The organism is Cellulophaga sp. F20128 (assembly GCF_023015805.1).
Taxonomy (GTDB): domain Bacteria; phylum Bacteroidota; class Bacteroidia; order Flavobacteriales; family Flavobacteriaceae; genus Cellulophaga.
Genome location: NZ_JALKBA010000005.1, coordinates 72145 through 91625, shown reverse-complemented (window position 1 = coordinate 91625; position 19481 = coordinate 72145). Strand labels below are relative to the sequence as shown.

General features: G+C 35.9%; 18 protein-coding genes. 13 read left to right on the top strand and 5 right to left on the bottom strand.

Translation table 11 applies throughout. From position 1 onward, the window contains the following. Positions 1–29 precede the first annotated feature (29 nt). The 10 genes from MWU65_RS06975 (at position 30) to MWU65_RS06930 (ending at position 7794) form a co-directional block, all read left to right on the top strand. Positions 30–1469 (top strand): ATP-binding domain-containing protein, encoded by a 1440-nt coding sequence (locus tag MWU65_RS06975; RefSeq protein ID WP_247076477.1) that lies wholly within the window; start codon positions 30–32, stop codon positions 1467–1469. Between the two features lie 76 nt (positions 1470–1545). Further along, on the top strand, positions 1546–2115 hold the full coding sequence (locus MWU65_RS06970) for a DUF4126 domain-containing protein (protein ID WP_247076476.1): 570 nt from the start codon (positions 1546–1548) through the stop codon (positions 2113–2115). A 12-nt stretch (positions 2116–2127) separates the two neighbouring features. Then, a complete protein-coding gene (gene kdsB / locus MWU65_RS06965) occupies positions 2128–2856 on the top strand; it encodes a 3-deoxy-manno-octulosonate cytidylyltransferase (protein ID WP_247076475.1) in 729 nt (242 codons plus the stop codon). Beyond that, positions 2847–3554 (top strand): HAD family hydrolase, encoded by a 708-nt coding sequence (locus tag MWU65_RS06960; RefSeq protein WP_247076474.1) that lies wholly within the window; start codon positions 2847–2849, stop codon positions 3552–3554. Before kdsB ends, MWU65_RS06960 begins: the two co-directional genes overlap by 10 nt. Before the next feature lie 67 nt (positions 3555–3621). Next, positions 3622–4701: an iron-containing alcohol dehydrogenase family protein gene (locus MWU65_RS06955; RefSeq protein WP_247076473.1), complete on the top strand. Its 1080-nt coding sequence runs from the start codon at positions 3622–3624 to the stop codon at positions 4699–4701. An 89-nt stretch (positions 4702–4790) separates the two neighbouring features. Beyond that, positions 4791–5924, top strand: coding sequence for an FAD-dependent monooxygenase (locus MWU65_RS06950; RefSeq protein WP_247076472.1), 1134 nt, complete (start codon positions 4791–4793; stop codon positions 5922–5924). Between the two features lie 43 nt (positions 5925–5967). Then, a complete protein-coding gene (locus tag MWU65_RS06945) occupies positions 5968–6504 on the top strand; it encodes a 1-acyl-sn-glycerol-3-phosphate acyltransferase (protein ID WP_247076471.1) in 537 nt (178 codons plus the stop codon). 99 nt (positions 6505–6603) lie between these two features. Next, complete coding sequence (locus MWU65_RS06940; protein ID WP_247076470.1) at positions 6604–6837, top strand: thioredoxin family protein; 234 nt, start codon at positions 6604–6606, stop codon at positions 6835–6837. A gap of 34 nt (positions 6838–6871) precedes the next feature. Beyond that, positions 6872–7135, top strand: coding sequence for a DUF2024 family protein (locus tag MWU65_RS06935; protein ID WP_247076469.1), 264 nt, complete (start codon positions 6872–6874; stop codon positions 7133–7135). 56 nt (positions 7136–7191) lie between these two features. Next, the gene (locus MWU65_RS06930; protein WP_247076468.1) at positions 7192–7794 is read left to right on the top strand and encodes a MarR family winged helix-turn-helix transcriptional regulator; all 603 of its coding nucleotides are present in this window, start codon (positions 7192–7194) and stop codon (positions 7792–7794) included. Between the two features lie 7 nt (positions 7795–7801). On the opposite strand, the gene MWU65_RS06925 is transcribed toward MWU65_RS06930, so the two are convergent. The 5 genes from MWU65_RS06925 to MWU65_RS06905 form a co-directional block, all read right to left on the bottom strand. Next, positions 7802–8512 carry a YebC/PmpR family DNA-binding transcriptional regulator gene (locus MWU65_RS06925; RefSeq protein WP_247076467.1) on the bottom strand — a complete coding sequence of 237 codons (711 nt, stop codon included), beginning with the start codon at positions 8510–8512 and terminating at the stop codon, positions 7802–7804. A gap of 193 nt (positions 8513–8705) precedes the next feature. After that, positions 8706–9155 (bottom strand): protein-disulfide reductase DsbD domain-containing protein, encoded by a 450-nt coding sequence (locus MWU65_RS06920; RefSeq protein ID WP_247076466.1) that lies wholly within the window; start codon positions 9153–9155, stop codon positions 8706–8708. Between the two features lie 48 nt (positions 9156–9203). After that, positions 9204–11171, bottom strand: coding sequence for a thioredoxin family protein (locus tag MWU65_RS06915; protein ID WP_247076465.1), 1968 nt, complete (start codon positions 11169–11171; stop codon positions 9204–9206). A 225-nt stretch (positions 11172–11396) separates the two neighbouring features. Then, positions 11397–12770: a TlpA disulfide reductase family protein gene (locus tag MWU65_RS06910; RefSeq protein WP_247076464.1), complete on the bottom strand. Its 1374-nt coding sequence runs from the start codon at positions 12768–12770 to the stop codon at positions 11397–11399. 13 nt (positions 12771–12783) lie between these two features. After that, a complete protein-coding gene (locus MWU65_RS06905; RefSeq protein ID WP_247076463.1) occupies positions 12784–15585 on the bottom strand; it encodes a M16 family metallopeptidase in 2802 nt (933 codons plus the stop codon). A 259-nt stretch (positions 15586–15844) separates the two neighbouring features. Here MWU65_RS06905 and MWU65_RS06900 point away from each other — a divergent pair, with 259 nt between their 5' ends. The 3 genes from MWU65_RS06900 (at position 15845) to MWU65_RS06890 (ending at position 19470) form a co-directional block, all read left to right on the top strand. Next, entirely contained in the window at positions 15845–16807 is a 963-nt protein-coding gene (locus MWU65_RS06900; RefSeq protein WP_247076462.1) for a M20/M25/M40 family metallo-hydrolase, read from the top strand. A 36-nt stretch (positions 16808–16843) separates the two neighbouring features. Then, on the top strand, positions 16844–18412 hold the full coding sequence (locus MWU65_RS06895; RefSeq protein WP_247076461.1) for an arylsulfatase: 1569 nt from the start codon (positions 16844–16846) through the stop codon (positions 18410–18412). A 92-nt stretch (positions 18413–18504) separates the two neighbouring features. Beyond that, positions 18505–19470 carry a formylglycine-generating enzyme family protein gene (locus MWU65_RS06890; RefSeq protein WP_247076460.1) on the top strand — a complete coding sequence of 322 codons (966 nt, stop codon included), beginning with the start codon at positions 18505–18507 and terminating at the stop codon, positions 19468–19470. The last annotated feature ends 11 nt before the right edge of the window (positions 19471–19481 follow it).

Here is a 19481-nt window from a genome sequence, read left to right as displayed (position 1 = left end):
TTAAAATTCATTATTATCTTTGGAGACTTATGGATGTATTTACTTCAACTTCATTTTTCAAGCTTTTAAAAGAAAAATTTCCTTTTGAACCAACATTGAAACAATTGGTGACTTTAGAAAAGTTATCTCAATTTTTAGTGTCAAAAGAAAAAAATGAATTATTTCTATTAAAAGGATATGCAGGTACGGGTAAGACCACAATTATAGGTACCATTGTTACCAACCTTTGGAATGTTAAGATGAAGGCTGTTTTGTTGGCACCCACAGGGAGAGCTGCAAAAGTGATGTCTAGTTACTCCAATACCAAGGCATATACCATTCATAAAAAAATATACTTTCCTAAAAAGGAGCGTGGTGGCGGCATTCAATTTGTACTTTCCCCCAACAAGCATAGGAATACCGTTTTTGTGGTAGATGAAGCATCAATGATCCCAGATTCACCGGCTGATTCTAAGCTATTTGAAAATGGTTCACTTTTAGATGATTTAATGATGTATGTGTATGCTGGTCATAATTGCAAACTAATTTTAATTGGTGATACCGCCCAGTTACCACCTGTTAAGCTAGATTTGAGTCCTGCCTTGGATGAAGATAAACTTGCCCTTAATTACGATAAAGAAGTAATTCGGGTAGAGCTTGATGAAGTAATGCGACAGGCTTCAGATTCTGGTATTTTAATGAACGCTACCAATTTAAGGGAGCAAATTCATGGGAGTTTTTTTGACGATTTTAAATTTGATGTCAATCCGTATACCGATATCGTGCGTTTAATTGAAGGGAATGATATTCTTGAAGCCATTGAAGATTCTTATTCTCAAAATGGGAAAGAAGAAACGGCCTTTATAGTACGTTCTAACAAAAGGGCTAATTTATACAATGGTAATATTCGTAGTAGGATTTTGTATTTGGAGAACGAAATTGCTCCGGGCGATTATATGATGGTGGTAAAAAATAATTATTTTTGGATAAAACCCACAACGGAAGCTGGCTTTATCGCTAACGGAGATATTATAGAAGTTTTGGAAATTTTCGCTATAAAAGAATTGTACGGTTTTAAATTTGCAGAAGTACAAGTGAAAATGGTCGATTATCCCAACCAACCTCCCTTTGAAACTGTTTTGATGTTAGATACCATTGAGGCTGAAACACCATCGCTACCCTATGAAGAGGGGAATAGATTGTACCAAGAAGTTATGTTGGATTATGCCGACGAAACTTCAAAATACAAAATGTTCTTAGCCGTTAAAAACAACAAATACTTTAATGCCTTACAGGTTAAATTTTCATATGCTATTACTTGTCATAAATCTCAGGGAGGGCAATGGAACACCGTTTTTGTAGAGCAACCATACCTACCTAATGGCATAGATAAGGATTATTTGCGTTGGTTGTATACAGCCATGACCAGGGCAAAAAAGAAACTCTATCTCATTGGTTTTCCAAACGATTTTTTTCTTGATTGGGAATAAACTATTTTTGGGATAGTTAATGTATAAGAGCAGGTAGATTAAGGTATAGTGGTAAGCTCTTATTAAACCAAATACAATGACATCAGAAACCGTTATCAGTATATTTTTAGGCATAGGATTGGCAACTTCAGTAGGGTTTAGGGTTTTTTTACCTTTGTTCGCATTGAGTTTGGCTGCTTATTTTGATGTTTGGAATTTAAATGATAATTGGGATTGGATTGGCAGTTTACCTGCCTTGGTGGTATTAGGGGTTGCAACCTTGGTTGAGATCTTTGCCTATTTTATTCCGTGGGTAGATAATTTATTGGATACTGCCGCAGTGCCATTAGCTGCAATAGCGGGTACAGCTGTTATGGTTTCTACGGTGGCTAATTTAGACCCCGTAGTTACTTGGTCTTTGGCAATTATTGCTGGAGGCGGTACAGCAACAGCTATTAAAGGTACCTCTGCCGCTACGCGGTTAACATCTACAGCTACTACAGGAGGTTTGGCAAACCCGTTGGTGGCAACAGTAGAAACAGGAACAGCCGTAGTGGTGACAACAGCATCTATCTTTGCACCTATAATTGGTGCGGTATTGGTGATCATTATTTTGGCTATTATTTTTAGTATTTATAGAAAATTACGACCGAAACTCAAACAATAGAAAAAGACATACATGAAGATTATTGCAATGATTCCCGCACGTTACGCGGCATCTCGATTTCCTGGTAAACTAATGCAGGATTTAGCTGGTAAGCCAGTAATTTTAAGAACCTATGAAACGGCTGTTAATACCAATCTGTTTGATGATGTTTTTGTGGTTACAGATAGTGATACCATTTATAAAACCATTGCCAATGCTGGTGGCAATGCTATTATGAGTACCAAAGAACATGAGTGTGGCAGCGACCGTATTGCAGAAGCAGTAGAAGACATGGATGTTGATATTGTCTTTAACATACAAGGTGATGAACCTTTTACACCCAAAGAAGGTTTAGAAGAGTTATTAGCTGTTTTTAAGAATGATGTAGCCAAGGAAATAGATTTGGCTACGATTATGGCAGAAATTACGGACGAAGAGGATATTAAGAATCCAAATTTTGTCAAAGTTGTTTGCGATAATCGAAATTTTGCATTGTACTTTTCACGTTCCCCCATTCCGTATCAACGTGAAAAAGATGTTGGACTCAAATATTACGAGCACAAAGGTGTGTACGCATTTCGGAAAGATGCGCTGATGGATTTTTACAAACTACCCATGTTGCCACTTGAAGCATCAGAAAAAATTGAATGTATCCGGTATTTGGAATATGGTAAAAAAATTAAAATGATTGTAGATAATACATCAGGCATAGAGATAGATACCCCTGAAGATTTAGAAAGAGCCCAAAAAAAATGGAAGTAGATTTTTCAACAATACAAGTTATTGGTTTTGATGCGGATGATACCCTCTGGGTAAATGAAACCTATTTTAGGGAAGCAGAAGAAAGGTTCGCCGAATTATTAGACGGTTATGAAACCAAAAATAAAATAGACCAGGAGCTTTTTAAAATGGAAATGCAAAATTTAGGACGCTATGGCTACGGCATAAAAGCATTTGTTTTGTCTATGATAGAGTCTGCTATTGAACTATCCAACAATAAGGTGTCCAATGTTGTATTGTCCAAAATATTAGATATTGGCAAAGAAATGTTAGAGCAACCGGTAGTCCTTTTAGCCGGTGTAGAAACGGTTTTGCAAAAACTACAATCTAGGTATCGGCTAATCGTTTTAACGAAAGGAGATTTATTAGATCAAGAACGAAAATTAGAACGCTCAGGATTAAAAAAATATTTTCACCATGTAGAAGTATTAAGTGATAAGAAAGAAGAAAATTATAAAGACTTGTTGGATCACCTTCAAATTAATCCTTCTGAGTTTTTAATGTTGGGGAATTCTTTAAAATCTGATGTGTTACCTATCGTTAAAATAGGTGCTTCGGCAATTCATATACCCTTTCATACAACATGGGAGCACGAAATGGTTTCGACCGAGGAAGAAACAAATGAATATCTTACCTTACATAAGATTGAAGATATTTTAACTTTATTAAAACAGGAATAATAAGTATAATTTTATAAAAACCAAATAGGTTTACTTAGATTTGTAATACAAAAATAGATGTAGTACTATGACAGCATATAGAAATTTCCCGATGGTTCCTAGAGTAATTTTCGGACACGGTAGCTTTAGCCAATTAGGCGATATTTTAAAATTAAAACGCAAGAGTGTTACGGCACCTTTTATATTTTTAGTTGATGATGTTTTTGAAGGGAAAGCATTAGCAGATCGAGTTCCGTTGTCAGAAAATGATAAAATCATTTTTGTTTCAGCAGAACAAGAACCAAAAACATATCAGGTAGATGCGCTTGTAGAGCAGATCAAGACCGAATATGATGAACTGCCTTCTGGTATTCTAGGTATTGGTGGTGGTACCTTATTAGATATGGCAAAGGCCGTAGCTATTATGCTAACCAATAATGGAAGCTCTGCAGCTTATCAAGGGTGGGATTTGGTTAAAAATCCAGCTATTTATCACGTAGGTATCCCAACCATAAGTGGTACTGGAGCAGAAGTATCAAGAACAACAGTATTGTTAGGTCCAGAACGTAAATTAGGAATCAATTCAGATTATACACCTTTTGATCAGGTTGTTTTAGATCCAGAATTAACCCAAGGCGTACCTAAAGACCAATGGTTTTATACAGGTATGGATTGCTATATTCATTGCGTGGAGTCGTTAGAAGGTACGTTTTTAAATGCGTTTAGTCAGAGTTATGGTGAAAAAGCGATGGAACTTTGTAATGATGTGTATCTTAAAGATATACCCGAAGCAGAATCTAGAGATAAATTAATGATGGCATCTTGGCACGGAGGTATGAGTATTGCGTATTCTCAAGTAGGGGTAGCACATGCATTAAGCTATGGCTTGTCTTATCTTTTAGGGGTGAAGCATGGTATAGGAAATTGTTTGGTCTTTAATCATTTGCAAGAGTTTTATCCTGAAGGGGTAAAGTTGTTTTATAAAATGATGGAAAAACACAATATTACATTGCCAACAGGTATTTGTAAAGATCTTACAGAAGACGAGTTTACAACCATGATTAATGTTGCCCTAAGCTTAGAGCCTTTATGGGAAAATGCTTTAGGGAAGGACTGGAAAAAAACGGCCACTCCAGAAAAATTAAAGTCTATTTATCAGAAAATATAAGTACAATTTTGTAAAATTTGAAAAGCCGAAAGTGTATTTATACTTTCGGCTTTTTTTATACGAATTGGCAAAACAAAAACAGATAGAATATGTATGCTATAATTGGTGCAGGTATTGGTGGTTTAACCACGGCTTTGGCTTTTGAAAAGTTAAACATACCTTATCGTTTGTACGAAAAATCAGATCGTATAAATACGGTAGGAGCGGGAATATGGTTAGCACCAAATGCTTTAAAAGTGATGCAATGGCTAGGTGTATTGCAACAAATTACAGCAGCCGGAAATGCTATTGATCGTATAACCATTGCAACGGCCACATTAGATGTGCTTGCCGATAGTATGCAAGATGAGGCTAAAGAAGAATACGGATTTTCTACGATTGCCATACATAGGGCAACGTTGCAAAAAATATTAGCGAACAATGTACCTTCAGATAAAATAAGTTGGGGTAGGGGCCTGGCGAAGTTTTCTGAAATAGATGGTGGTGTACGGCTTACTTTTTTAGATGGGACTACCACAGATTCTAAGTATATCATTGGAGCTGATGGTATAAATTCGGTAGTGCGTAACCAATTGTTTCCAGAAAGTACCATAAGATATAGCGGACAAACCTGTTGGCGCGGTGTCACCAATTATGCCTTAGCTGAAGATTTTAATCATAGAGGAATGGAGTTATGGGGAAACCAAACTAGGTTTGGAATTTCTAAACTTTCAAAAAATGAGACCTCTTGGTTTGCAGTTATAAAAAGTAAACCATTTTTAGAAGACAATACAGAAACCCTAAAACAGGAGTTAATCCAATTGTATTCAGGGTATACAGAAGAGGTTGCAGCACTTATTTCAAACACAGCGGTAAGTAATATTGTTCGGAATGATATCATAGATATTAAGCCTTTGAGACAATGGCATGCAAACAAGGTTTGTTTGCTGGGTGATGCGGCCCATGGAACAACCCCTAATATGGGGCAAGGAGGGGCGCAAGCAATTGAAGATGCTTATTTCTTAGCTAAACTAATAGCAAAAGATAGCGCACTAAATGTGTTTCAAGAATTTCAAGATTTACGATTTAAAAAAGTAATGTCAATTGTAAAACAGTCTTGGATTACGGGTAAAGTTGCCCATATGGGGTTTGGATCTTCGGTTCGGAATTTCATCTTTAAAAACATTCCCAAGTCATTGATCACTAAAAAGATGCATTATATATATCAATTAGAGAAAGAGTAGATTTTTTTCATACTTTAATACAACCGTTTTAAATCTAAAGCCTATGCATAGCATTGCGAAATTTATTTATTATAAGATTATGGGGTGGAAGCTAGATGGATTCTTTCCTAAAATAGATAAATGCGTAGTAATAATAGCTCCGCATACCAGCAATTTAGATTTTTTATTGGGACTTCTAATTCGTAAAGTACTGAATGAAGAATTTAATTTTATTGGCAAGAAAGCCCTGTTTAAATGGCCTTATGGTTGGTATTTTAGATGGCAAGGCGGCATGCCCATAGACCGTACTAAAAGCAATAATTTTGTGTCGGCCTGTGCTGCCTTGATAAAAAGTACACCAAAAATACATTTAACCTTAGCACCAGAAGGAACACGAAGTAAGGTGGCTAAATGGAAAACGGGTTTTTATTATATCGCCAAGGAAGCGGAGGTGCCCATAGTTATGGTGGCCTTTGATTACGGTACCAAATCTATAAAATTCTCTAATCCTGTATTTCCAACAGAGGATATAGAAGCTGATTTTAAAGTGTATGCTGCCTTCTATAAAGATATTAAAGGTAAGGTCCCCAGAAACACATAAATAGTGTATAAAATGAATAAGTGTACAATTTATTTTTATTAGTTAGGAATCCTTACTATATTTACCTAGCAATTTTGCTATAATCTAAATAGTTGTACAATGAAAAAGTCAATATTTTACCATGCAGGATGTCCTGTTTGTATTAGTGCAGAAAATGAAATTGTAGATTTAATTGGTTCTAACAAGGTGGAAGTTGTTCATTTAGGGGAACAAAAATCACGTATTTCAGAAGCAGAGCAGCGGGGCGTAAAATCTGTTCCAGCCCTTTTTACTAGTACAGGAAATGTTTTGCATATTAATTTCGGAGCATCCATGGCAGATGTAAAAGGATAGTTTTTGCCAATACAGAACTTAATAAAGTATACTTATGAAAATTTCAGTTTGGGATACCTATGTAGAAAGAAAGGATGGGAAAATAATGCATTTTGATATTTTGGTACCTAGTAGTCTTAAAGATGAACACCAGATTTTTAATTTTGGAAAACGCTACTTAGATAAAAAGTCTTTTAAAACAGCTCAGCTCACAGCAAAAGAATGTAGATTTTGCCATATAGAGCAGGCCACTGATGAAGTGCTTTATGCAATTGAAAGAGAAGGTTACTATATCCTAGAAATGGAAAATTGTACTTAATTTAAGTAAGATGATTAACTTTGCCTGTCAACTAAATCTTGGCAGGCATATTTTATATGAGCAAAAGTGTATTTAATCCGGTAAATCAACAAACAAGTACCTCTAGTAAAATAGTTGTTGGTTTAGAGCGTATAGCAGAAGCTTTTAAAGTATTGCTATGGGAAAAAGCAAAGCAATTAGGGATAAGCCCAATTCAGATTCAGATCCTCACCTTTAGTGCCTATCATAAGCAAGAATTATGTACCGTAAGTTATTTGGCGAAAGAGTTTAATGTTACAAAGCCAACTATTAGTGATGCGATAAAAGTCTTGCATCAAAAAAAAATGATTCGTAAAGATTACTCCAATTCAGATAGTAGAAGCTATAGCATTATTTTAACCGCAGTAGGACAAGCCATTATTTCTGAAACTAAAAACCTAGGCGAACCCTTACAAAAAACCATAGATACGGTTGATAAAACTGAATTGGATGCTATGTTTTCTACCCTGAGTAAATTGATTTATCAGTTAAATAGGAATGGAATTTTAACGGTACAACGTACTTGTTTTGGCTGTTCCTTTTACGACAAAAAGGAATCCAAAGATTATTGCAACCTTTTAAACAAAACCTTAGTGTCTACTGATATTCGATTGGATTGTCCTGAATTTATAGAAAAATAAGTAGATTTTATTCTTGCATAGTGTGATATACGTTCTGTACATCATCATCCTCTTCTAATTTTTCTAATAACTTTTCAACATCGGCAGCCTCTTCTTCATTCAATTCTTTTGTGACTTGTGGGATGCGTTCAAAACCAGATGATAATATTTCCAATTCTCTAGTTTCCAATTCTTTTTGTATGTCTCCAAAATTTTGAAAAGGGGCATAAATTAGAATACCATCATCATCAACAAAAACTTCTTCTGCTCCAAAATCGATCAACTCTAATTCTAGCTCTTCCGGATCCAAGCCTTCTGCAGGGATTCTAAAGTTACAAGTATGATCAAACATAAATTCTACAGAACCAGAGGTCCCCAAACTTCCGTTACATTTGTTAAAGTAACTGCGCACGTTAGCAACAGTTCTTGTATTGTTATCAGTAGCAGTTTCTACTAAAATTGCAATACCGTGGGGAGCGTAACCTTCAAAGAGCACTTCTTTAAAATCGCCCAAACTTTTGTCTGATGCTCTTTTAATAGCACGCTCAACATTGTCTTTGGGCATGTTAACCGACTTTGCATTCTGAATTACAGCTCGTAAACGCGCATTAGAATTGGGATCTGGTCCGCCTTCTTTTACCGCCATAACAATATCTTTTCCAATACGTGTAAACGCTTTAGACATTGCAGACCAACGTTTCATTTTACGTGCTTTTCTAAACTCAAACGCTCTTCCCATACATTAAATGCTATACTTGTTTCCCTGCAAATTTAAGAAATTTTAAGAGCGTTGCAAGTAGATGAAAAAGGCTTTTGAAAAATAATATGGATTTGGTTGCCAATTACAGAAACAGTACGCAACTATTTACAACAAAAAAAGGAGCATTGATGGTATACAATGCTCCTTTTTTAGTATCTAAAATAGGGGTTACCTATTCTATAGTAAACTCTAAATCGATATAATCGGGAGGTAAACACCTACTGTCATCACACACCATAAATTCTACTTCACCAATAATTTTTGCTTTTCCGGCCTTCGTTATTTTTATGCGTTGCGTAAAGCTTGCCTTGGTATCAAAATATTTTATTTTCATTTGAAAAATAGGGTCATCAATAACATGACCTTTACCTTCCATTGTTTTTCCAACTAGGGTATAGTTGTCTGCTTCTTCAAAAATAAAAACAGTTGGAATAGGTCCGTTTTCAGGAACAGATTGTGAATATAAATGCCATCCTTTATCTATTGTTGCTGTAGCAATAAGATCATATTCTATACTGGATATTTTCTTCACCGTAGTGTTCCATTTTACGGGTTTTAGTATTTGTGAATACCCACTGATGCTAAATGCTAAAACGACTGCTATTAGGATGTTATTTTTCATTCTAAGTTTTTTAGTTTCTATAAAGTACACAATTAATATACCAAATTTTTATTTTGATTTAAAATTAGTGATACCATCTTCAAGCCAGAGGTGGTATTCTTCTACATCTGGAGTGTAACCAACAGCTTCATTTAAATTTTCTTCATCGTGCCCCATTAAAACATAATAGGGTTGTGCATTGGTTCCAAAACGGATCTGTTGTAGTTCACTCCATTGTTGCCCAGTATAGCGTAATTTTTTACCAGGTCGTAGTTTAGAATCTGGCGCTTCTCCTTCAAATTTCAGCTTCTCATCAACATATAAAGAAATCAACACTACATCATTCTTTAGGATGGTTAAAACCTTGTCTTTGACCCATACGTTTTGTTCCATTTTCCGGCAGTTCACACAAGCGTGACCTGTGAAATCTAACATAACAGGCTTATTTACTTTTTTAGCATAAGCCAATCCTTTTTCATAGTCGTTAAAGGCAAGGATATTGTGAGGAGCCATTAAATGACCCCCGTCCGGGATTTCTTGTAATTGAGTAGCACTACCACCAGATCTTGTATAGCCTACACCGTAAGGAGACTCGCTATAATGTTGTGGAGGTGGAAAAGCACTAATTAAGTTTAAAGGTGCTCCCCATAGCCCAGGAATCATATAGATTGTAAATGCTAAGGTGAGTAAGCCTAAACTTAACCTACCTACAGAAATATGTTTTAATGGAGAATCATGCGGCAATTGTATTTTTCCGAATAGGTAGAAGGATAATGCTGCAAAAATAGCAATCCAAATGGCGATAAATACTTCTCGTTCTAACCAGTGTAATTGTAAAACCATATCGGCGTTGGATAAGAATTTAAAGGCTAAGGCTAATTCTAAAAATCCTAAAACAACTTTTACAGAATTTAACCAGCCACCAGATTTTGGAAGGGAGTTAAGCCATCCTGGGAAGGCTGCAAATAGCATAAATACCAACGCAATTGGAAGTGCAAACCCAAGCATACCTATGATAGGGAATATTCCTCCTTTGGTTGCAGCTTCTACCAATACAAAGCCAGCAACGGGACCTGTACAAGAAAAGGACACAATAGCCAAAGCTAAGGCCATAAAAAAGATACCCGTTAAGCCACCTCTATCGGCTTGTTTGTCTACTTTATTAGCCCAAGAATTAGGCAACATAATTTCAAATGCCCCTAAAAAAGAAAAGGCAAATAAAACAAGTATAAAAAAGAATATAACATTAAACCAGACGTTGGTAGACAGTTCGTTAAGTGCACTGGCACCAAAAATAGCGGTAACAATGGTACCTAAGAGGACGTAAATTACAATAATAGATAAACCGTAAATAAATGCATTTTTAATTCCGGCAGCCTTGCTTTTACTTTGTTTGGTAAAGAAGCTTACTGTCATTGGTATCATTGGAAAAACACAGGGTGTAAATATGGCTATAAATCCAGCTCCAAAGGCCAATAAAAAAATGTTCCACAACCCTTTTTTCTTTTCACCTTTTGTAGCCGCTTTGTCTGTTGCTTTGTTCGTGGTTGTAGTTGTCGTTGTTGCTTTTGAAGTATTAAAGCTAAAAGCGAGGTCTTTATAAACCGGAGCAAGACATTGGGTGTCGTTACAAACCATATAACCTACTTCGCCATTGACTAGTGAGATTTCTTTGTTTACTATTTTGATTCGCTGTTTAAATAAAGCAGAATTTTCAAAATACTTTACCATCATATTATTAAAAGCAGGCTCTGGAGCAGAATGCCCCTCCTCTTCGGTGGGGGTGCCTACCAAAGTATAGTCGTCACTTTCCGTAAAAGTAAATGTAGTTGCTATGGGTCCGCCTTCATCCAATATTTGAGAATACAAATGCCAAGGAGCATCTATGGTTGCCTCAATAATCAAGTCGAATTCTGTCTCTGATATTTTTTCAATTGAAGTAGACCAACGTACAGGATCTATTATTTGTGCTTTAGCTACGTTGCTAAAAACTAAAGTGAAAATAGTTAGTAGAATATAAAATGTGCGTTTATTCAAAATATAATGTTTAATGGATATCTAATTAGACGTAAAAATAACAAAGAACCCTTACTTTATTGCTGTTAAAAATGGTTAATGTTTGTAAGTTGATTTCTTGTTCTGTAATAGAAGCGTTTAAAAATTATGATTTGGGTGTCATCATAGGGTAAAATAATTTTTAAAAAATCCTCTTGATAGAAACTACCAAGAGGATTTTTGTGATGTAAGTTTTAATTTTTTGTTTTACAATAAGTTATTTAAAACCTCTTTTAATTTGGGATCAGAAGGCCTTGGGGCATTGGCATTAACAATAGTACCCTTAGGATCTAATAATATAAATTTAGGAATTCCTTTAATCACGTATTCTTGAACAAAATCTGAACTAAAATTATTGTCAGCGATCAGTTGTATCCCTCCTAATTCTCGATCAACAATCATTTGCTTCCACTTGTCATACGCATCTGGTCTATCTACAGAGATACTAACAAATTCTATGTTTTTATTGTGGTATGTTTTCTCTATCTCTTTTAAAGAAGGGATTTCAGCCAAACAAGGGCCACACCATGTTGCCCACACATCTATATACACGAACTTTCCTTTTAAGTCGTCTAGAGACGTTGTGCCTCCTGCGTTATTTTCATAGGCCACAAATTTAGGAGAAGGGTTGCCCTTAGTTAAAACTTTTAGGTTTGCATATTGTGCATCTATTTTTGCAATTAAGTCTTTATCTGTTGCGACTTCTTTAAAGGCGGTATAGTATGCTTCTAAATCCCCCGTGTACGTAATATAAGTAGTTGCTTGTGACAGAAAATCATTCTTGATTTTATCTGATTTAATTTTTGAACTAGTTAAAAGAGAAGCAAGATAAAAATCGATAGAATCTTTTTTACTTAAACTACTCGCAACTTGGCTATGATTTGATCGAACCAATGCTTTATAAGCATTCGAATTTTCATAATCCTCATCGTTTTCAAAATCGAGAACATCTAACTCACTTAAAAAACCTTCAGACATTTTATAGTCTGGTTTTTTAGCGTAATGCCTATGGTAGGATTCATAATTAGAAAGTGCACTTAAATAGCTGTAATTGATGTCTTTTTTTTGTGCTGTTTTAAAACTTTCAGAGATGCTTTGGGTATTGTCTAATAGGCTGTTTAATTCTGTTTTATGAGTGTTAAACTTTTCTTTAAAAGCTGTTTCTTCTAGGGTGTATGGGTTTTCACCACCCTTAAAGGCTGTTTCCTTTGTAGCCTTGGCTCTTAAAAAATCATTTTCCAAAGAACCAACGCCGGTATATGCAATACTATTTTTAAAATCTTTGGCATCTGCGTTAAAAGTAATATCATACCCTTTTTCGAGGTAGATAGTAGCTCTATTTTTATCATTGACTATCGTATATTGTCCTTTGGGAGACTGAATAGTGTCTGTAAAGGAGCCATCGGCACCTAGGGCAAGCGTATCAGTTTGTTTGCGATTCAGGGTGCTAGCAACCAATAATTGATTGCTAGTGGCATTTGCAATTTTACCACTAACAATGGCATAATTTATAGGAGTTTCTTCTGTACATGAAGCTAGGCTTATGCCTGCTAATCCTAAAATATAAAAGGTTTTTCTCATTATTCTGTTTTGTTTATTTTTTTGGTTTAAAGGCAATTTCGTAGGTTTTTGCACCTTTTAATAATGCTTTTGTAAATTTTTGAATATCCTTGGCGGTGATAGCGTTTACAATATTTTCATAATTCTTAGGGTCGTTCATATTATAGCCTTCCAATACATAGTTTTGAAGTAAACTCATTTCATACCTATTGTAATCTTTAGACTCTTTGCGCTCTTTAATAAAGTTCGTTAACGTTTTGTCTAAGTCTACTTGACTAATTTCACCTTTTGCAATTTTTTCAACTTCGTCCTGTACAATAGTAATTAGCTGATCTACCTTCTCGGGGTTACAATCAAAACTGATAGAAATACTACCTTCTGATATTGGTCTTTTGCTAAAACTGGCGCTGGCTCTAGGGGAGTAGGCTCCGCCTTCTGCTTCTCTTACCGTTTCTGTAATTCTCAACTGCAAAATATCGCCTAAAGCACTGGCTAAAATATCGTTCTTAAGACTGTATTTCATTTCTTTTTTATACCCCACTCTAACAGAGCCTTTTTCATCTTCCATTTTTAAGAAAATATCCTTGTCAATGGCGTTGTTTATCCAAGAAGAGGGATCTACTTTGTAATTTTCCTTGGTTGCATTGGCAGAAATACTAGCGATATATTTGGCTAATAAAGGCTTTAACTCTTCTTTTTGGATGTCTCCTACAATAAAAAAGGTGAAGTCGGCTGCATTTTTAAATCGATCCAAGTAAATAGTTTTCATTTTATCAAAAGAAACGTCTTGCATATAGGCTTCATTCATAATCCGAACCTTAGGGTGGTGGTTGCCGTATAAGGTAACGGTAAGACTATCTTGCATTTTAGAATTAATGTCCTTGCTTTTTCTGGATAAAAAATTGGTGATATTCCCTAGTAATACTTTATAGGCATCTTCATCAAAACGAGGTTTTTCAAAACGTAAGTATACCATTTGAAGCATAGTTTCAACATCTTTGGTCACAGAAGAACCACTTATGCTTTCACTTAGGCTAGATAGGTTAACAGAAGTAGATGCTGTTTTTCCAGCCAATATTTTTGGTAAGTCTGTCGCAGAAAATTCTCCTAATCCAGACATTTGTACAATATTACCCATAATGTTGGCAGAGGGTAAGTCCTGGTCCTGTAAAAGGGATGTGCCGCCGTAACTCCTAGCCGTTAATTTTACATCATTCGCATTTTTATCAGCAAATTTATAATAAACTTTAACCCCATTACTAAGGGTAAAAATGGTTGCTCCAATAGCTGGGTTAACTTCCTCTGCTACAATACTACCTTCTTTTAAGCTGGTGCCAGACAATAAAGTTTTACCACTAAAATCATCTGCATAAGCGATTAAAGTTTCATTGTTCTCCGCATTTTCTATGATGGCTACAGCCTCATCCTTAGTTAAGTTATTTTTTCCTTTAACACCGGTAACACTAATTGCCCTGTTCTTTTTAGTGTACAATTTTTTAAAGGCATTGTGTAGCTCTTCAGGAGAAATGGTAGCAAAAATTTCTTGCACCAAGGCGTACTCTTCTGCAATAGGTGTTATTGTTTCATTGTTTAAATAATCATTCTGCATCATTCTAATAATTTGCCCATGTGACATATCATCTTCCTTACTGATGCTTGTTTCATAAAAATTGGCATACTGTTTTATTGTTCTATCTATTTCACCCTGGGTAAATCCGAACCTAACAACTCTATTGATTTCTTCTAATACTGCTTTAAAAGCTGCTTGTTGCTGGTCTGGCTTAGGGCTAATACTTGTGGAAAATTCATTTTTTAGCCTAACTTTTCCACTGTATCCTACGCGTGCAAATAAAAATGGAGCGTCGGGTTTTTGTCTAATTTCATTCAATCTAGTTGAAAGCATAGAGGTAGCCATACCATTTAAAAGAGATTCTTTTAGATCGGCAACAGTTTGGTCTTCTATAGATTTAGGGTGATTAATTCCAAAAGAAATACTAGCTGTAGACACCTCTTCATCCATAGCCAAATTGTAAAGCATTTCATCATTGTCATCTATCTCAACTAAAAATCGTTCTTTTGGATTTTTTACAGCAGGTATTCCAGAGAATCTATCTTTTATTTTTTGTTCTATTTCATCCACATCAATATCGCCAACAATAGCAATTGCCTGTAAATCTGTACGGTACCAATCATGATAAAAATCGCGCAAGGCTTTGTATTCAAAATTGTCAACCACATCCATTAAGCCTATTGGTAAGCGGTTGGAGTATTTGGAGTTGTTAAACATTACGGGTAAAGATTGTTGAAGAATTCGCATTCCTCCACTCTGGCGTGTTCTCCATTCTTCCTTAATAACACCTCTTTCTGCATCTATTTCTTCATCGGTTAGCAAGAGGTAATTAGACCAGTCGTGTAAAACCAATAGAGCAGTATCTATAAGTCCGTCTGTTGTAGGGATGTTATCCATATTGTAGACAGTCTCATCAAAAGAAGTATAAGCGTTGATGTCCTTCCCAAAAACAGCACCGTGTTTTTGAAGGGTGTTTAAGATCCCTTTTCCAGCAAAGTTTTTTGTGCCATTAAAAGCCATATGTTCCAAAAAGTGAGCTAAACCTTGTTGATTATCATTCTCTAATACTGATCCTACATTTTGTATGATATAATAGCTGGCTACCCCCTTGGTAACGTCCGTATTGTAGATATAATAGGTCATACCATTTGGTAGCACCCCTTTTTTAATTTTAGTGTTTACGGGTAAGGGTTGGTTTAGATCTAGTTGTTGGGCCGATAGTCCAATACATAGGAATAGACTAAGCAAAGTTGTGATTTTTTTCATTTTTAAATTGAATTAGTTTTATATGAGGTACTTAAATCCGAAGAAACCCGCATGTCAAAGGGTTAAATATAGTATAATTATATGTCTTTAAACTTAGATTTTGTTACAAAAATAGGAGCCGAATTTCATTAAATACACTGTAATTAATTAACAGTCAATGATTTGTTTTTTGTCTCTAAGAGTATTTTATATTTTAACCATGGGATAAATTTCTAGTTTATATGTTATCGATTATATTTGAATTTATAAAAATATATACATGAAGAATAAAAATTACCTTTTGCTTGTTGTACTAGTGTTTAGTCTATCTAGGGTTAGTGCACAATCTTTAATAACTGAATCAGAATTAAGAGATCATATTCAATTTTTAACATCCGATACAAATGGGGGGAGATATCCCGGTGGAAAATTAAATAAAAAGGTAGTAAGGTATATTGAAAAGAATTTTAAAAAATCTAAAATTTCAGCTTTTTCTAAAAGCTATACCCAAGAGTTTACCGTAAAACTGCGTGTTAAAAAGGAGATGCCTGTAAAACCAGCTGTAAAAACATGGAATGTTATTGGGGTTATCGAAGGAAATGATCCAATTTTAAAGGATGAGTATATTGTCTTAGGAGCTCATTACGATCACCTAGGTATAGGGGGCGGACCTTCATCGAAGTCCGATAAGATAGAAATTCACCATGGCGCAGATGATAATGCCAGTGGTACAGCTGCCTTATTGGAGATTGGAGAGCGACTTGCCGCCAATAAAAGTGAATTAAAACGCAGTATATTGCTAATAGCTTTTGGCGGGGAAGAGCAAGGCTTAAAGGGTAGTAGTTACTTTGTTGAAAACCCAATAGTGCCGCTTTCTCAAATTAAATTAATGATTAATATGGATATGGTTGGTAGATTAAATGAAGGCAACCAAGTATATATGGGGGGTGCAGGTACCTTTCCTGACGGACAGAAATTAATGAAAGAGTTGGGGCCGCCACTTGGGTTGTCACCTGTTGTGCACGCAGGATCTGTAGGCGGGTCTGATCATGTTTCTTTTTACAGAAAAAAGATATCAGTCTTGGGCTTACACACAGGCGGGCATCCACAATACCATACCCCTGAAGATACAATCGAATTAATAAACTTCCCCGGCCAACAAAAAGTGTGCGACTATATTTACGCTGCCATACTTAAGGTAGCTGGCACCGATTATCCCATGGAGTTTATCGCACAAGATTAATCCTACATTTAATACTTTTTAAACAAAATTCAGTTTATGAAATTCAATGCTTCCATAAGTGTACTATTGCTTCTCTTTTTTTTATCGTGTAACGAAAACCCAAAAAATAAGGAAATTTCGGAAGAAACTAAGCCTAATATCATCTATATCCTGGCCGATGATCTTGGCTACGGAGAACTCGGGGTTTATGGCCAAGAAAAGATTGAGACTCCCAATATTGATGCCCTGGCAAGTAATGGAATGTTGTTTACTCAGCATTATACTTCTGCGCCTGTATGCGCTCCTGCAAGGGGAATGTTGCTTACTGGTTTACATTCTGGAAATGCGTTTATCAGAGGCAATTACGCTTGGAGCAGTAGGGGAGATGTTTGGGATTATAAAGCCATGATTAAAGATTCTACCTTAGAAGGGCAATACCCATTACCAGACTCTACCATTACCTTGGCAAGTAAACTACAAGCCGTAGGATACAAAACTGGGATTATTGGAAAGTGGGGCTTAGGGGCGCCACACACCAATTCTACTCCGAATAAAAAGGGATTTGATTTTTTTGTTGGTTTTAATTGCCAACGTCAGGCTCATACCTATTACCCGATGCATTTGTATAAAAATCAAGAGCGAATATATATCAACAAGGATACTGTTGCCCCTGGGACCAAACTGGATAAAAATGCAGATCCTAATAATCCTGAAAGCTATGCAAAGTATACCTTAGAAAATTACGCGCCAGACGTAATGTTTAAAGAGTTAACAGGCTTTGTTACACGCAATAAAGAAAATCCTTTTTTCCTGTATTGGGCTACACCAATTCCGCATGTAGCCTTGCAAGCGCCTCAACGTTGGGTAGATTATTATAAAGATAAATTTGGAGCAGAAAAACCATATTTGGGCAATAGAGGATATTTTCCACATCAAACCCCCAGAGCGGCCTATGCGGCTATGGTGTCTTATTTGGATGAGAATGTTGGTAAATTAGTGCAACAATTAAAAGATGAAGGGATCTATGATAATACCCTTATCGTTTTTACGTCAGACAATGGTCCTACCTTTAATGGAGGAGCCGACTCGGAATTTTTTGATAGTGCAAAACCTTTTGATGGACTGGCAGGAAGAGGTAAAGGAAACCTATACGAAGGAGGTATACGCGTTCCTATGATTGCATCTTGGCCCAACCACATCGCTAAGGGTAGTACCTCTGATCTTATTTCGGCACAGTATGATGTAATGGCGACCTTAAGTGAGGTTACTGGTTTTTCAATGACAGAGAAAACGGATGGGGTTAGCTTTTTGCCAACATTACTGTCTAAAGAAAATCAAAAAGAACATGCTTTTTTGTATTGGGAGTTTCCGGAGTCTGGAGGGCAAGTAGCAATTCGTATGGGGAAGTGGAAAATACTTAGAAGAAACTTAAAATCAAAGAAAGCTAAAGCCACCCTTGAACTTTATGATTTGGAAAAAGACCCCCTTGAGAAAAAGAATATTGCCAAGGACCATCCCGAAATTATTTCAGAAATGGCAGCGATTTACAAAAAGGAGCACACATCAGCTAGTATTGCTCAATTTCGAATTCCGCTAGTCGAAGAAGGACTGCTGTCTATCGAGTAAAATATTTAAAATAAAGGGCATTAACATAAATTTAAAAGATAGTTTATGTCAATTGTTCTAAATTAGTAAGCTTATTAGAGATTTAAATGATAATGATTAAAATAAATTCGATCCTAAAAATACTATTAATTTCAGTGATCAGTGTTGCTTTTGTTGCTGCACAGGATAAACCAAAGGACTACATTCAAAAACTTGCAGGCTCAGAATTAGGGATTGAAATGATAGGTATTCCTTCGGGAGAGTTCTTGTTTGGCAGTCCGGAGAATGAAAAAGAAAGAAAATTGGATGAAGGGTCTCAGGAAAAAGTAAAAATTAATGCATTTTGGATGGCCAAATATGAGACCACATGGCAATTGTATTATTTGTATTTAAACAGAGAAATAGATAGTATTGTAGATCCTACTAAAGCAACTGATGTAAATTTAGACATAGATGCTATATCTGGAGCTACAATTCCGTATGTAGATATGAGTTTAGGTATGGGTACCTCGGCAGGTTTGCCTGTGGTAAACACAACCCAGTTAGCAGCCACTAAATTTTGCAAGTGGTTGTCTGCTAAAACAGGACATTTTTATAGATTGCCAACAGAACAAGAGTGGGAATATGCGTGCCGGGCAGGTTCACAAACAGCCTATTCATTTGGTAATGAAGTCTCTAATTTAGGGGAATATGCTTGGTATTATGACAATAGTGACGACACCTATAAGGAAGTGGGTTTAAAAAAACCAAATGCCTTCGGTTTGTATGATATGCATGGTAATGTGGGGGAGTGGACCTCTGGACTTTATACAGAACAAGGGTATGGTACGGAGCCTAATTCTAATGGTTATTTTACAGTACGGGGTGGTTCATGGGATGACGATCCTGATATGTTGCGTTCAGCAGCTAGGCAGTCTCCTAATACAAATTGGAATCAAAGAGATCCACAATTACCAAAAAGTGTTTGGTGGAATACAGATGCTGGTTTTGTAGGGTTTAGAATAGTGAGAGATATGAATCCTCCCAATGAAAAAGATTTTGATACATACTGGGGACCAAAAGTCCCAAAGAAAAAATAGTTTAATTAACA